Annotated in this window: 13 protein-coding genes; 11 read left to right on the top strand and 2 right to left on the bottom strand. The window is 74.1% G+C overall.

Annotation, left to right across the window (positions count from 1 at the left end; translation table 11 throughout):
• Nucleotides 1-144: 144 nt before the first annotated feature.
• On the bottom strand, nt 145-1,131 hold the full coding sequence (gene galE, locus ACIA8Q_RS09635; protein ID WP_360219715.1) for a UDP-glucose 4-epimerase GalE: 987 nt from the start codon (nt 1,129-1,131) through the stop codon (nt 145-147).
• Nucleotides 1,132-1,365: 234 nt separating this feature from the next.
• Here galE and ACIA8Q_RS09630 point away from each other — a divergent pair, with 234 nt between their 5' ends.
• Nucleotides 1,366-2,484: a trypsin-like peptidase domain-containing protein gene (locus ACIA8Q_RS09630; RefSeq protein WP_360219797.1), complete on the top strand. Its 1,119-nt coding sequence runs from the start codon at nt 1,366-1,368 to the stop codon at nt 2,482-2,484.
• A gap of 178 nt (nt 2,485-2,662) precedes the next feature.
• Here ACIA8Q_RS09630 and ACIA8Q_RS09625 read toward each other — a convergent pair whose 3' ends face one another.
• Complete coding sequence (locus ACIA8Q_RS09625; RefSeq protein ID WP_387908072.1) at nt 2,663-3,832, bottom strand: sensor histidine kinase; 1,170 nt, start codon at nt 3,830-3,832, stop codon at nt 2,663-2,665.
• 428 nt (nt 3,833-4,260) lie between these two features.
• On the opposite strand from ACIA8Q_RS09625, the gene ACIA8Q_RS09620 reads away from it, so the two are divergent.
• Genes ACIA8Q_RS09620 through ACIA8Q_RS09575 form a run of 10 tightly spaced genes read left to right on the top strand, consistent with a single transcriptional unit; the run spans nt 4,261 to nt 14,260 of the window.
• Complete coding sequence (locus ACIA8Q_RS09620; protein ID WP_396316971.1) at nt 4,261-4,602, top strand: NADH-quinone oxidoreductase subunit A; 342 nt, start codon at nt 4,261-4,263, stop codon at nt 4,600-4,602.
• Complete coding sequence (locus tag ACIA8Q_RS09615; protein WP_360219718.1) at nt 4,593-5,264, top strand: NADH-quinone oxidoreductase subunit B family protein; 672 nt, start codon at nt 4,593-4,595, stop codon at nt 5,262-5,264. Before ACIA8Q_RS09620 ends, ACIA8Q_RS09615 begins: the two co-directional genes overlap by 10 nt.
• Nucleotides 5,261-6,424, top strand: a complete 1,164-nt coding sequence (locus ACIA8Q_RS09610; RefSeq protein ID WP_396316965.1) for an NADH-quinone oxidoreductase subunit C — start codon at nt 5,261-5,263, stop codon at nt 6,422-6,424. The genes ACIA8Q_RS09615 and ACIA8Q_RS09610 overlap by 4 nt, the downstream gene beginning before the upstream one ends.
• On the top strand, nt 6,421-7,380 hold the full coding sequence (nuoH, locus tag ACIA8Q_RS09605) for an NADH-quinone oxidoreductase subunit NuoH (RefSeq protein WP_387908027.1): 960 nt from the start codon (nt 6,421-6,423) through the stop codon (nt 7,378-7,380). Before ACIA8Q_RS09610 ends, nuoH begins: the two co-directional genes overlap by 4 nt.
• Nucleotides 7,377-7,931 carry an NADH-quinone oxidoreductase subunit I gene (locus tag ACIA8Q_RS09600; protein WP_360219724.1) on the top strand — a complete coding sequence of 185 codons (555 nt, stop codon included), beginning with the start codon at nt 7,377-7,379 and terminating at the stop codon, nt 7,929-7,931. The genes nuoH and ACIA8Q_RS09600 overlap by 4 nt, the downstream gene beginning before the upstream one ends.
• A complete protein-coding gene (locus ACIA8Q_RS09595) occupies nt 7,928-8,623 on the top strand; it encodes an NADH-quinone oxidoreductase subunit J (protein WP_360219727.1) in 696 nt (231 codons plus the stop codon). Before ACIA8Q_RS09600 ends, ACIA8Q_RS09595 begins: the two co-directional genes overlap by 4 nt.
• Nucleotides 8,623-8,994 carry an NADH-quinone oxidoreductase subunit NuoK gene (gene nuoK, locus ACIA8Q_RS09590; protein ID WP_360219730.1) on the top strand — a complete coding sequence of 124 codons (372 nt, stop codon included), beginning with the start codon at nt 8,623-8,625 and terminating at the stop codon, nt 8,992-8,994. The genes ACIA8Q_RS09595 and nuoK overlap by 1 nt, the downstream gene beginning before the upstream one ends.
• Nucleotides 8,991-11,033 (top strand): NADH-quinone oxidoreductase subunit L, encoded by a 2,043-nt coding sequence (locus ACIA8Q_RS09585; RefSeq protein ID WP_396316964.1) that lies wholly within the window; start codon nt 8,991-8,993, stop codon nt 11,031-11,033. Before nuoK ends, ACIA8Q_RS09585 begins: the two co-directional genes overlap by 4 nt.
• Before the next feature lie 54 nt (nt 11,034-11,087).
• Entirely contained in the window at nt 11,088-12,644 is a 1,557-nt protein-coding gene (locus ACIA8Q_RS09580) for an NADH-quinone oxidoreductase subunit M (protein ID WP_360219736.1), read from the top strand.
• Nucleotides 12,645-12,700: 56 nt separating this feature from the next.
• Nucleotides 12,701-14,260: an NADH-quinone oxidoreductase subunit N gene (locus tag ACIA8Q_RS09575; RefSeq protein WP_360219739.1), complete on the top strand. Its 1,560-nt coding sequence runs from the start codon at nt 12,701-12,703 to the stop codon at nt 14,258-14,260.
• The last annotated feature ends 90 nt before the right edge of the window (nt 14,261-14,350 follow it).

The raw sequence follows: 14,350 nt of genomic DNA, 5'->3' as shown, positions 1-14,350 counted from the left end.
CGGCCCCCCGCCCGGGGGGGGGCCCGCGGGGGCCGCCGGCGCGGGGCCGGCCGCCCCGGCCCGCGGCGCCGGGGGGGGGGGGGGGGCCGGCCCCCCCCCGCCGCGGTGGAGGACGTCAGGCCGGGCCCGGCCCGGGGCCCTGCGTCAGGCCTTGCGGGCCTCGGGGTGGCGGCTGCACCAGCCCTCCCACGCGGAGGAGACCATCTCCGTCACGCCGTGGCGGGCGTTCCAGCCCAGCTCGCGCCGGATCAGGTCGGCGGAGGCCACCACCCGGGCCGGGTCGCCGGGGCGGCGCGGGGTCACCTCGGCGGTGGTGTCGTAGCCGGTGACCTCGCCGATCACCTCCAGCATCTCCTTGACGCTGACGCCCTCGCCGCGGCCGATGTTGAGCACCAGCGCGGTCTCGCCGGCAGGGTCGGCGGCCAGCCGCTTGGCGGCCGCGACGTGCGCCGAGGCGATGTCGGAGACGTGGATGAAGTCGCGGACGCAGGTGCCGTCCGGGGTGGGGTAGTCGCCGCCGAAGATCCGCGGCGCCTGACCGGCGGTGAGCCGCTCGAAGACCATCGGGATCAGGTTGAAGACCCCGGCGTCGGAGAGCTCGGGGGAGGCCGCGCCGGCCACGTTGAAGTAGCGCAGCGCCACGGTGGACATGCCGTACGCCTTCCCGGCGGCGGCGACCAGCCACTCGCCGGCGAGCTTGGTCTCGCCGTACGGGCTCATCGGCGCGCAGGGGGTGGACTCGGTGACCAGGTCGACGTCCGGCATGCCGTAGACGGCGGCGGACGAGGAGAACAGGAACCGCTTGACCCCGCCCTCGGCGGCGGCCTCCAGGACGGTCTGCAGGCCGATGACGTTCTCGCGGTAGTAGAAGAACGGCTGCTCGACCGACTCGCCGACCTGCTTCTTGGCGGCGAAGTGCAGGATGCCCTCGACCGCGTGCTCGCGGATGGCGGCGTCCAGGGCGGCCCGGTCCAGGGTGGAGCCCTTCACCAGGGCGACGCCCTCCGGGAGGCGGGAGGCGTCGCCGGTGCTGAGGTCGTCGAGGACCGCGACGCGCTCACCGGCGTCGAGCAGCTGGCGGACGACGTGCCCGCCGATGTATCCGGCACCGCCGGTGATCAACCAAGTCATGCCCAGAATCCTAGGGCGTTCGGATTCCTTCGAATGGCGGGCGCGTCGGGCCGTGGATTCGGACAAATCGGTGAAATGCTGACAAAGATTTCCGTGCTCTCAGCGCCGTGACGGATCGGAGGCAGCCAGGTGAGCCGAAAGAAGGAACACACCCGCCCGCTGCCGGCCGGACCGCGGCCGACCGGGCCCAAGGCCCGTCGCACCGCCGATCGCACCGCCGTCCGGGCGGCCGTCATCGGGGCCGCCCGCCGCCGCCGGGCGCTGGCGCCGGGTGCGGTGGCCGTGCTGACCGCCCTGGCGCTGGCCGCGTGCAGCAGCGGCTCCTCCTCGTCCTCGCCCTCCTCCGCGGCGGCCGGCTCGTCCTCCGGTCCGTCCCCGGCCGGGTCGGCCTCCGGGTCGCCCGGGCAGCTCCCCGGCGCCGGCGACCAGCTGCAGGACTCCTACCAGAAGGTGATCGCCGACGTGCTGCCCTCGGTGGTGCAGATCACCACCGGCGACAGCCTCGGCTCCGGGATCGTCTACGACACCGCCGGCGACATCGTCACCAACGCCCACGTGGTCGGCACCGCGACCACCTTCACCGTCACCCTCGCCAACAGCACCAAGTCGCTGGACGCCACCCTGGTCGGCAGCTACCCCGAGTCCGACCTCGCGGTGATCAAGCTGAACGGCTCGCCCGGCGGCCTCAAGCCGGCCGTCTTCGGCGACTCCCGCAAGGTGCAGCTCGGCCAGATCACCCTCGCCATGGGCAGCCCGCTCGGCCTCGCCAGCAGCGTCACCGAGGGCATCGTCTCGGCCACCGCGCGGACCGTCTCCGAGCCCCAGGGCTCGGGATCGCCCGGCGCCACCATCGGCAACATGGTGCAGACCTCGGCGGCCATCAACCCGGGCAACAGCGGCGGCGCGCTGGTCAACCTGGCCAGCCAGGTGATCGGCATCAACACCCTCGCGGCCACCGAGCCCGAGGCCAGCGGCGCGGCCGCGCCCGGCATCGGCTTCGCCATCCCGGCCTCGACCGTCACCAGCATCGCCGACCAGCTGATCAAGCAGGGCAAGGTCACCAACTCCGGCCGGGCCGCGCTCGGCATCACCGCCCGGACCAGCTTCGACCAGCAGTTCCAGCCGGCCGGCGCGGTCATCGTGGCGGTCACCCCGGGTGGCCCGGCCGCCGCGGCGGGGCTGCAGCCCGGTGACGTCATCACCAGGATCGGGGACACCCCGATCGACTCGCTGAACGCGCTCACCACCGCGCTCGCCTCGCTCACCCCCGGCAGCAAGGTCACCGTCACCTACACCCGGGACGGCAAGAGCCAGACGGCCGACGTCACCCTCGGCACGCTGCAGACCCCCTAGACCCGGGACGGCCCGGCCGGGCCGCACGCCGCGCAAGGGTTCCGCGGACCGGCCGCCGCACCGGACGGCGCCGGGACCCCGTCACTGCCTCGACGGGGTCCCGGCGCCCGGCCGTGTCCGGAGGCTCCGGGCGGGGCTCCGGGCGTGCGGGGGAGCTCCGGGCAGGCGGCGGCGGTGCTCAGTGGCGGCCCGTGCGGGTGCGCCAGGGCAGCTCCACGGTCACGCTGGTCGGGCCGCCCTCGGGGCTCTCCACCAGGAAGACCCCGTCCACCGCGCGGACCCGCTCGGCCAGCCCCGCCAGGCCGCTGCCCGGGTACGGGGCCGCGCCGCCCCTGCCGTCGTCCTGGACCAGCACCATCAGCTGGTCGTCCGAGCGCCAGACGTCGACCGACGCGGTCGTGGCGCCGGCGTGCTTGGAGACGTTGGTGAGCAGCTCGCTCACGGTGAAGTAGGCGATGCCCTCGACCGCCGAGTCCGGGCGCCCGGCCGGGCCGTCCGCCTCCCCCAGGTCGACGTTCACCTTCACCCCGCCCGGCACCGTGCAGCGGGCGGCGACCGCGGACAACGCGGCGTCCAGGCCGCGGTCGGTGAGCACCGCCGGGTGGATGCCCCGGGCCAGGTCGCGCAGCTCCTGCAGGGCCAGCTTCACCTCGCCGTGCGCGTTGTCGACCATCCTGGTGGCCGCGCGCACGTCGTCCTCGCTCTCGACCTCGCGCAGCCGCTCCTTGGCCATGCCGAGGTCCACGGCCAGCGCGACCAGCCGGGCCTGGGCGCCGTCGTGCAGGTCGCGCTCGATCCGGCGCAGGTCGGCGGCGGCGGTGTCGACCACCGTGCCGCGGTCGTCCTCCAGCTCGCGCACCCGCTCGGCCAGCGCGCCCGGGAAGAGCAGCGCCTCGACCAGGATCCGGTCCGTCGCGGCCAGCATCCGGACCACCCAGGGCAGCACCGGGAAAAGTGCGATGATCGAGACCAGGGTCAGCGTGAAGCTCAGGATGCCCCAGGGCAGCATCAGCACGTTGTAGAGGGTGGAGCGCCAGCTCAGCAGGTCGGTCAGGTGGGCGGTGGTGAAGCCGACCATCCCCGGCCGGCGCCGCCGCACCGGCTCCGGCTCGTGGATGTCGGAGCCGTACGCGGACCGGGCCCGGCGGCGGGCCGGCCCGCCGAGGGCGCGGCAGCCGGCCAGCCCGGCGGCCAGCAGCGGCAGGCCGATCACGGTGACCGCCAACCCCAGGCCGGTCGAGACCATGACGACGGCGAACGTGAAGCCGGCGATGCCGAGCGGCAGGTTGAGCATCAGGTGCCCGGCCTGCCGCCACATCCGTGCGCCGTACAGCGGCGGGCGCTCCATGCGCGCGTCCTGCTCCCTGATGGCGTCGACGGCGCGTCGGTGCGGAGGCTTCATCTGGATCTACCGTCCCTCTCGGTCGAGCTGGTGGACCAAGCTTCCCGAACCGGGGGCGGTGGGGGCCATGGGGGTGATACATCTTCCGGGACGGGGGTTATCCCTACCCCTCCCCTGGTCGTCGGGCCACTCCCTGGTGTTCACCGGGGTGTCCACCGGACGTCTTGCGGAGCGGGCAGGGTTCGGGCGGAGCGGAGCCGTCCCCTTAGACTCACGCATTGGCCATGGTTATGACCGTGCGAGGAAACGTCGGAGAACTGCCGCGAGGGCTGTTCACGGCCGAGGTGGAGGGCGAAGGCATGGAGGGGCGGCACACGGCTGCCGTCGCGGCCGACCCGGCGGTCGGCGGCGGCTACTTCGACGCGTACGCCGCGATGGGTCTGCTGGCCGTCATCGGGGTGCTCTTCGTCATCGTGGCGTTCACCGCCAACCGTCTGCTGCGGCCGGCGGTGTACTCGCCCGAGAAGCTCCTCGCCTACGAGTGCGGCGTGGACCCGGTGGGCGAGGACTGGGCGCACACCCAGATCCGCTACTACGTGTACGCCTTCCTCTACGTGATCTTCGCGGTGGACGCGATCTACCTGTTCCCGTGGGCGACGGTCTTCGCCTCCGCCGGGTACGGCGCCGGAACGCTGGTCGAGATGTTCCTCTTCATCGGCTTCCTCGCGGTCGGCCTGCTCTACGCCTGGAAGAAGGGCGTTCTGGAATGGACGTGACGCACAACCACTCGCACGGCGCCCAGGGCGGGCCCGTCCCGCTCGGCCTGCCGGACCCGTCGCGCCCCGGCGCCGTCGAGCGCCGCGCCATCGGCCCGCTGGCCCGGCTCGCGCCGGACCCGGTCAAGGTGGTGCTCAACTGGGGGCGCCGCTACAGCCTGTGGTGCTTCAACTTCGGCCTGGCCTGCTGCGCGATCGAGTTCATCGCCGCGTCCATGGCCAAGCACGACTTCATCCGGATGGGAGTCATCCCGTTCGCGCCCGGCCCCCGACAGGCCGATCTGATGATCGTCTCGGGGACGGTGACCGACAAGATGGCCCCCGCCGTCAAGCGCCTCTACGAGCAGATGCCCGAGCCGAAGTACGTCATCTCCTTCGGCGCCTGCTCCAACTCCGGCGGCCCCTACTGGGACTCCTACTCGGTGACCAAGGGCGTCGACCAGATCATCCCGGTCGACGTCTACGTGCCCGGCTGCCCGCCGCGGCCCGAGGCGCTGCTGCAGGGCATCCTCAAGCTGCAGGAGAAGATCGCGGCCGAGTCGCTGCCCGGCCGCTACACCGCGCCCGCCGCCGCGCTGCGCCGCCCGCTCGTCGCGGGGCCCGGCGCGCCGCAGGACCGGCCGGTCCCGACGGAGACCTCGCCCGAAGGGGGAGCCTCGTGAATCCCGCCGAGCAGTACGCGGCGTCGGTCGGGGAGTGGGCGACCGGCGCCGAGGCTTACGGGCTGATCACCGTCGACGTGCCGGCCGAGCACTGGACCGAGGCGCTCACCAGCGTCCGCGACGTGCTGGGCCTGCGCTACTTCGACTGGCTGAGCGCCGTCGACGAGCTCGCCGACGGCTTCTCCGTCGTCGCGCACCTCGCCTCCGCCGACACCGCGGGCGCCGTCCGCCACCTGGCGCTGCGCACCAGGGTGCCGCGGGACGCGGCCTCGCTGCCGACGGCCGTCCCGGTCTACGCGGGCGCCGCCTGGCACGAGCGCGAGACCCACGAGATGTTCGGCATCGACTTCCCCGGGCACCCCTACCTGGCCACCCTGCTGCTGCCGGACGGCTTCGAGGGGTACCCGCTGCGCAAGGAGTTCGTGCTCGCGGCCCGGGTCGCCAAGGCCTGGCCGGGCGCCAAGGAGCCGGGCGAGTCGGACCACGGCGACGGGCCGGTCCGGCGCAAGATGCAGCCGCCCGGTGTGCCGGACCCGAACGAGTGGGGGCCGCTCAAGGGCACCCTGCCGCCGGTCGCCGAGCGGCCCGCGCGCGGTGCGCGGGCGGCGGGCGCGGCGGCGCGGACGCCCCGGGCGGCCGCTGCCGCTGCCGGTGGCGCCGGCGCCGAGGGCGCGCCCGTGCGGGCGGACCGGCCGCGGCGGACCAGGTCGGTGGCCGAGGGATCGGCGAGCCAGGCCGGGGAGCCGACCGCCGGTGCCGAGGGCGCGGCCGCCGGCGCCGAGGGTGCGCCGCTGCGGGCCGACCGGCCGCGGCGGACCAGGTCGGTCTCGGCCGGGTCGGTCAGCCAGGCCGCGGAGCCCACGGCGGCGGAGCCGACCGCGGCACCGGCCGCCGGTGCCCCTGCCGAGGCCGCTGCGCCCGCCGGGCCGGCTGTGCCCGCTGAGGCCGCCGAGGCCGCCGAGGCCGCCGAGCCCAAGGCCGGACGGCCGGCGCCCGCGCGGACCCAGTCCTCCGACGCGCCCTGGCACAACCCGGTGCCCGCCCACGCCGAGCCTTCCGGGCCCGCGGCGCCGGCGGAGCCCGCGGGCGCGCAGGCCGAGCGGGACGAGCAGGACGAGACCCCGGCCCGACCGGCCGACCAGGACGGAGACGGCGCGTGAACCTGCTCGACACGGTGCTGCGCTGCGTCGCCACCCTGGTCGTCTTCCTGGTCTTCCCGCTGGTCATCGGCCAGACCGAGCACAAGGTCATGGCGCACATGCAGGGCCGGCTCGGCCCGATGTACGCGGGCGGCTTCCACGGCTGGGCGCAGCTCGTCGCCGACGGCGTGAAGTTCGCGCAGAAGGAGGACATCGTCCCGGCCGGGGCGGACCGCCGGATCTTCCAGCTGGCGCCCGCCGTCTCGCTGCTGCCGTACCTGTTCGTGCTGCTGGCGATCCCGGTCGGCCCGGACGGCTTCGTCGGCCAGGCGATCGACGCCGGCCTGTTCTTCGTGCTGGCCGTGATGGGCGTCGGCGTGATCGGCAAGCTGATGGCCGGCTGGGCCTCGGCCAACAAGTTCTCGCTGCTCGGCGGTCTGCGCACGGCCGCGCAGCTGATGTCCTACGAGCTGCCGATGGTGCTGGCGGCGGCCTCGGTGGCGATGGCCGCCGGCACCCTCTCGCTGCCCGGGATCCTCGACACCTGGCAGTGGTACTGGCTGCCCTGGCAGCTCATCGGCGCGTTCGTGTTCTTCACGGCCGGCCTGGCCGAGCTGCAGCGCCCGCCGTTCGACATGCCGGTGGCCGACTCCGAGATCATCTTCGGCGCGTACACCGAGTACACCGGCCTGCGCTTCGCGCTCTTCCTGCTGTCCGAGTACGTGGGCATCCTCGTGGTGTCCGCGCTGACCGCGGTGCTGTTCCTGGGCGGCTGGCACGGCCCGATGTCCGACCAGCTCGGCTGGCTCTGGATGGTCCTGAAGACCTTCGCGCTGGCCTTCGTGGTCATCTGGCTGCGGGTCACCTACCCGCGTCTGCGCGAGGACCAGCTGATGCGCTTCGCGTGGACCGTGCTGATCCCGCTCGCCCTCGTCCAGCTCGCCCTCACCGGCGTCATCAAGGTGGCGATCTCATGAGTTTCCCCGGTGCCGGCCTCGCCAAGGGCCTGGCCGTGACGCTGCGGACGATGACGAAGAAGAGCGTCACCGCGCAGTACCCCGACGTGCAACCGGTGCTGCCGCCGCGTTCGCGCGGCGTCATCGCGCTGCTGGAGGAGAACTGCACCGTCTGCATGCTCTGCGCGCGCGAGTGCCCGGACTGGTGCATCTACATCGACTCCCACAAGGAGACGCTGCCCGCCGCCGACCCGAACGCCCGGGCCCGCACCCGCAACGTGCTCGACCGCTTCGCCATCGACTTCTCGCTCTGCATGTACTGCGGGATCTGCATCGAGGTGTGCCCCTTCGACGCGCTGTTCTGGTCGCCCGAGTTCGAGTACGCCGAGACCGACATCCTGGAGCTGACCCACGAACGGGACCGGCTGCGCGAGTGGATGTGGACCGTCCCGGCGCCGCCGGCGCTGGACCCGGCGGCCGAGGAGCCCAAGGAGATCGCCGCCGCGCGCAAGGCGGCGGACAAGCTCGCGGCCGCAGCCGCCGCGGCCGAGGAGAAGGGTGAGGGAGCATGAGCGCCGCCACCCTGCTCGCGGCGACCGGTCCACTGGAGCCGGCCGCCCGTTCGTTCCTGTCCCCGACCGGGGTCGAGGTCGTCTTCCTGCTGGTCGGCGTCGTCGTGCTCGGCTCCGCCGTGGTCGCCGTCACCACCAAGCAGCTGGTCCACGCCGCGCTCTGGCTGGTCGTCGCGCTCGGCGGGCTGGCGGTGGAGTTCCTGCTGCTCACCGCCGAGTTCATCGCCTGGGTGCAGGTGCTGATCTACCTCGGCTCGGTGGTCGTCCTGGTGCTGTTCGGGCTGATGCTCACCAAGGCGCCGATCGGACGCTCACCGGACGCCGACTCCAAGAACCGCTGGGTGGCCCTGGTCGTGGCGCTGGCCACGGCGGGGACGCTGGTGACGCTGGTCGTCGACGCCTTCCGGACCTCCTGGATCGACCTCGGCGCGGGCGGCGGCTCGGCCGCCGTCACCGGGGAGAGCCTGTTCCGCCACTGGGTGCTGCCCTTCGAGGCGCTGTCCGTGCTGCTGCTCGCGGCGCTGGTCGGCGCGATCGTGCTGTCGCGCGGCTCCGGGCGCCGGGTGCCGGCGCCGCGGGCGGGCCGGCTGCGCGCCGGGCGGCCCGTCGGGTCGAACGGGACCGTCGCCGCGACGGTGCCCCGGCCGGCCCCGGAGGCCCCCGCCGCGACCACCTCTGAGCAGGAGGGCTGATGCACCTCGCCTACCCCGTCGTCCTCGCCGCGCTGCTGTTCGGCGTCGGCGTGTACGGCGTGCTCGCCCGGCGCAACGCCGTCCTGGTGCTGATGTCCGTCGAGCTGATGCTCAACGCCGTCAACCTCGACCTGGTCGCCTTCGACACCTGGCTGCACGACTCGCTGCACGCCGGTCAGGCGCTCACCCTGTTCACCATCACCCTCGCCGCCGCCGAGATCGGCCTGGGGCTCGCCATCGTCCTGCTGCTCTTCCGGGCCCGGGGCACCGCCGACATCGACCGGGCCACCGCGCTCGGCGACCCGGCCGAGCCGCTCGCCGAGGAGGCGCCGGCCGGAGCCGAGGCGCTGAAGGGCCAGGCCGCCGCATGAACCTCGCCCTGCCCGTCCTCGTTCCCGTGCTGCCCGCGCTCGGTGCCGCCGCGACGCTGAGCGTCGGCCGCAAGGCCCCCGGGCTGGCCCCTCCGCTGGCGATCGTGCCGGTCGCCGTCTCGGGCGTGCTCGCCCTGGTGGTCGCGCTCCAGCTCGGCACCGGTCAGTCCCTCGACGCGGCCACGCGGCTCACCCCGACCGGTGGCCCGGACATCGGGCTCGCCCTCCACCTGGACGGCTACAGCTCGCTGATCTCCGTGCTGGTCGGCCTCGTCGCCACCTGCGTGCAGGTCTACTCGACGGCGTACCTGAAGAAGGACCCGCGCTACCCGTCCTACGCGGCGCTGGTCTCGCTGTTCACCGCGGCGATGTTCCTGGTCGTCTACTCCGGCGACCTGATCGTGCTGCTGGTCGGCTGGGAGGTCATGGGCATCTGCTCGTACTTCCTGATCGGCCACCACTGGGAGACCGAGGACGCCCGCTCGGCCTCGCTGAAGGCCTTCCTGGTCACCAAGCTCGGCGACGTGCCGTTCCTGTTCGGGATCTTCCTGCTCGGCGCGGACGCCGGCAGCTTCCGGATCACCGACGTGCTGGCCGCCGCCACCGACGGGCGGCTCGGCCACCCGACGCTGATCGCGCTGCTGCTGCTCGCCGGCGTGGCCGGCAAGAGCGCGCAGTTCCCGCTGCACACCTGGCTCCCGGACGCGATGGCCGGCCCGACGCCGGTCTCCGCGCTGATCCACGCCGCCACCATGGTCGCGGCCGGCATCTACCTGGTCGCCCGGCTGCTGCCGGTGTTCCTGCTCTCGGGCGCGGCGCTGGTCGTGCTCGCGGTGATGGCCGCCGTGACGATGATCGGGTCGGCTGTCTGCGCGCTCGCCCAGGACGACCTCAAGCGGGTGCTCGCCTACTCCACCGTCGGCCAGCTCGGCTACATGGCCGGGGCGCTGGCCAGCGGCGACCGCGAGGCCGCCGTCTTCCACCTGGTCAGCCACGGCGCGTTCAAGGCGCTGCTGTTCCTGGCCGCCGGTGTGGTGATCCACGCCGCGCACACCAACTCGATCTCCGCGATGTCCCGGATCCCGGGGCTGCGCAAGCGCGTCCCGGACGCCTACTGGACGATGGGCATCGGGCTCGTCGCCCTGGTGGGGCTGCCGCCGTTCTCCGGCTTCTTCAGCAAGGAGGCGGTGCTGACCGCCGCCGAGCACGCCGCCGACGGCGAGGCGCTCACCAACGGGCTCGGCCCGTCCTCGGCCGTCCCGGAGGCGGCCGGCTGGATCGTGCTGGTCTCGGCCGCGCTCACCGCGCTGCTCACCGCCGCGTACGCGGCACGGCTGTTCCTGGTCGCGTTCCACAGCCCGACCGGTGCCGCCGCGAAGGCACCGGAGGTCGTGCCCGCCCCGGACGCCGCCTCGGTGGTGGCCGACCACGAGGCCGGCGCCCCGTACTCGCCCGAGCTCGACGAGGCCGACCCGGCCAGCCCCGAACCGCCCGCGATGCGCTGGCCGCTCTGGGTGCTGGCGGTGCCGACCATGGGCTTCGGCATCGCCGGGGTCCGCTCGGACTGGCTGCCCGCGCTGCTGGACGGCGGCTCGCTGCGGCCCTCCGCGGTCACCGCGGTGATCGGCACCGGGCTCGCCGTGATCGGTCTGCTCGCGGCGTACGGCGCCTGGCGCTCGGCGACCTCCCGGCAGAGCACCGGCCGGGCGACGGTGCCCGGGCAGGCGGGAGCCCCGGTCGCCGACGTGGTCGTCGCCGACCCCGGGCGCACCCTGCTCGGTCCGCTGTTCGGCCCGGCCCGGCGCGGCTTCGGCGTCGACCGGCTGTACCACGTGCTGTTCGTCCGACCGGTGACCGCCGCCGCCGGACTGGTCCGCTTCCTCGACCGCGAGGTCGTCGAGACCTACGTGCGCGGCACCGGGGTCGGTGCCAACCTGCTCGGCCGGGCCGTCCGGCTCGCGCAGACCGGCAACGCGCAGACCTACCTCAGCGCCCTGCTCGCCGGCGTCGTCCTGCTGGCCGTCCTGGTGGCGGTGTAGCCGGATGCCCCACCACCTCCCCCCGATGCCGACCGCCGCCCGTAGGAGCCCCCGATGAACGCAGTCCTCATCGCCCTCCTGGTGCTGCCGCTGCTCGGCGCCGCGCTCACCCTGGCGCCGGTGTTCGGCCCGGAGCCGGCCGCCGCCGACCGGCGGGCGCTGCGGTTGAACAGCGTCCTCACCGGCGCGGTGCTGCTGCTCGCCGTCGCCCTGGCGGCGGGCTTCGACCAGGACGAGCCCGCCCGGATGCAGGCCACCACCGACGTGGCCTGGATCCCGGCCCTGGACGTGCGCCTGCACCTCGGCGTGGACGGCGTCTCGCTGCCGCTGATCGTGCTGACCGCGCTGCTCACCTTCCTCTGCGCGCTGTACTCGGAGAAGCGCCTGCCCTCGGGGGAGGGCGTCCCCTCGGCGCGCTCCTTCGTCGGCCTGTTCCTGCTGCTCGAGGTCGGCATGCTCGCGACCTTCGCCGTGCTGGACCTCCTGCTCTTCTTCCTGGCCTTCGAGATCGTGCTGATCCCGATGTACTTCCTGATCGCCCGCTGGGGGAGCGGTGCGAAGGCCCCGGCCGCCAACCGGTTCATCCTGTACACGCTGCTCGGCTCGGCCGTGATGCTGCTCGGCTTCCTGCTGGTCGGCAGCAAGGCCGGAACCTTCGACATGCAGGCCCTGGCCGCCGCGCACGGCGCAGGCCTGAGCCACACCACCCAGGTCGTCGCCGCGCTGGCGATCATGGTCGGGCTCGCGGTCAAGGCCCCCGCCTGGCCGCTGCACAGCTGGCTCCCGGACGCGCACACCGCCGCCCCGACCGTCGGCTCGGTGCTGCTGGCCGGCGTGCTGCTGAAGATGGGCACCTACGGCCTGGTCCGCGTCCTCCTCCCGGTCGTCCCGGACGGCACCGCCACGCTCGCCCCCTACCTGGGCGCGTTCGCCGCCGTCGGCATCGTCTACGGCTCGCTGGCCTGCCTGGCACTCGCCCGCCCCGGCGCCAAGGGCGACCTCAAGCGCCTGATCGCGTACTCCTCCGTCGGCCACATGGGCTTCGTCCTGCTGGGCATCGCCTCCCTCACCCCGGCGGGCGTCAACGGCGCGCTGTTCGCCAACATCGCGCACGGGCTGATCACCGGCCTGCTGTTCTTCGTGGTCGGCGCGGTCAAGGACCGCTACGGCACGGCGGACCTGGACACCCTCTCGGGAGCCACCGGCGCCGCCCTGTACGGGCGGGCGCCGCGGATCGGCGCACTGCTCGCCTTCGCCGCCGTCGCCAGCCTGGGCCTGCCCGGTCTGGCCGGGTTCTGGGGCGAGCTGCTCGCCATGTTCGGCGCGTTCGACCCGGCCGAGGGCCTGTCGAGGCCCGCGTTCGTCACCTACATGGTCCTGGCCGGCCTCGGCACCCTCCTCACCGCCGCCTACCTGCTGATCGTGGTCAGGCGCGTCTGCATGGGCGACCCCGAGCAGCCCGCGCCGGTGGCGCAGGTCGCCGACCTGCGCCCGTACGAGGCCGTCAGCTGGACGCCGCTGGCCGCCCTCACCCTGCTCGCCGGCCTCTGGCCCGCGCTCCTGCTCGGCCTCTCCGACCCCGCCGTCAAGCACCTCCTCGGAGGTGGCTGACCGTGCTCGGAGCCCAGACCGCCGCACTCGGACCTCACTCCACGGGGCAGCACACTGTGACCTCCCTCGCCGTAGCCAACCCGGGCAGCCTGATCCAGTCCGTGGACTGGGTGGCGATCGCGCCCCCGCTGATCGCCGCCGTGGCGGCCGTCGCCGTCCTGGTCACCGACCTGTTCCTGCCCGAGCGGCACAGGAAGTGGCTCGGCCGCCTCACCGCCGCCGGACTCGCCCTCGCCCTCATCGCGCTCCTCCCCCTGACCGGGGGATCACCCCGGGCGACCTTCTGTGTGCAGAACGTAGCAGGCGCCACTGACAGCGCCGGCTGTTCGTACGTCGCCGACCACTTCGCCCTGGTGTTCCAGCTGCTCGCGCTCGGCGGCGCCCTGATCGCCGCCCTGCTCTCGGCGCACACCGTCGAGGAGGAGCGGCTGCCCGGCGGCGAGTACTGGTTCCTGCTGCTCTCCAGCGCCACCGGCGCCGCGCTGCTGCCGGCCTCCCGGGACCTCGCCACCATGGTGATCGCGCTGGAGGTCGCCTCGCTGCCGGCCTTCGCCCTGGTCGCGCTGCGCCGGGACGGCCGGGGGGCCGAGGCCGCGCTCAAGTTCTTCGTCTCCTCCGTCACCGCGACCGCCGTGATGCTGCTCGGCATCGGGTTCGTCTACGCGGCCGGCGGCAGCCTCCACCTGGCCGCCGTCGCGCAGGGCCTGGAGCACGCCCCCGCCCAGCTCAGGCCGCTCGCCGAGGCGGGCGCCGTGCTGACCCTGGTCGGCTTCGCCTTCAAGGTCGCCGCCGTGCCGTTCCACTTCTGGGTGCCGGACACCTACACCGGCGCCCCGCTGCCGGTGGCCGGCTACCTCTCGGTGGTCGGCAAGGCGGCCGGCCTCTCCGGCCTCGCGCTCGCCACCACCATCGCCTTCCGCCCGTACGCGCACACCTGGGGCCTGGTGCTCGCGGTGCTCGCCGCCGTCACCATGACGGTGGGCAACGTCGGCGCGCTGCGCCAGCGCTTCGACACCCGCTACAGCGCGGTGCGGCTGCTGGCCTGGTCCTCCGTCGGCCAGGCCGGGTACCTGCTGGTGCCGCTGGCCGCCGCGGGCTACGCGCCCACCGGCGCCGACCCGCTCGGCGCCACCGCCGCGTACGCGCTGATCTACGGCGTGGTCAACCTCGGTGCGTTCGGCGTGGTGGCGGCGGTCGGCCGCCGGGCCGGGACCAGCGTGGACGACTTCCGCGGCCTGTTCGCCCGCCGCCGCTGGACGGCCCTGGCGCTCGCCTTCTTCCTGCTCTGCCTGGCAGGGCTGCCGCCCGGCGTGATCGGCCTGTTCGGCAAGGTCGTGGTGTTCCGCGCGGCCGTCGACGCCGGGCTCGGCTGGCTGGCCGTCGTGATGGCCGCCAACGTGGTCGTCGCCCTGTACTACTACCTGCTCTGGACCGCCCGGATCTTCGCCCCGGCGACGGCGGACGAGGCGGCGGGCGGGGCGGCGGGCGGGGCCGGCGACGAGCGGCGCCTGCCGGTCGGCCTGACCGCGACGCTGGGCCTGACCGCCTCGGTGGCCGTGGTCCTCTCGCTCGCCCCCCAGCTCGTCCTCCAGGTCGCGGGCGGCTCCCTCTTCTAGGGCGTGTCTTTCGGATCACGTCGGATCAGCGGGCGTCGTTGGGGTGCGTGCATCGGCGGCGCCGAGGAGGGAGTCCATGCGGAGCATCGG

The sequence above is a fragment of the Kitasatospora sp. NPDC051705 genome, from assembly GCF_044453265.1.
In the GTDB taxonomy this organism is placed as follows: domain Bacteria; phylum Actinomycetota; class Actinomycetes; order Streptomycetales; family Streptomycetaceae; genus Kitasatospora.
Note: the sequence above shows the minus strand (reverse complement) of the source record. Positions and strands in the feature narration are given on the sequence as shown.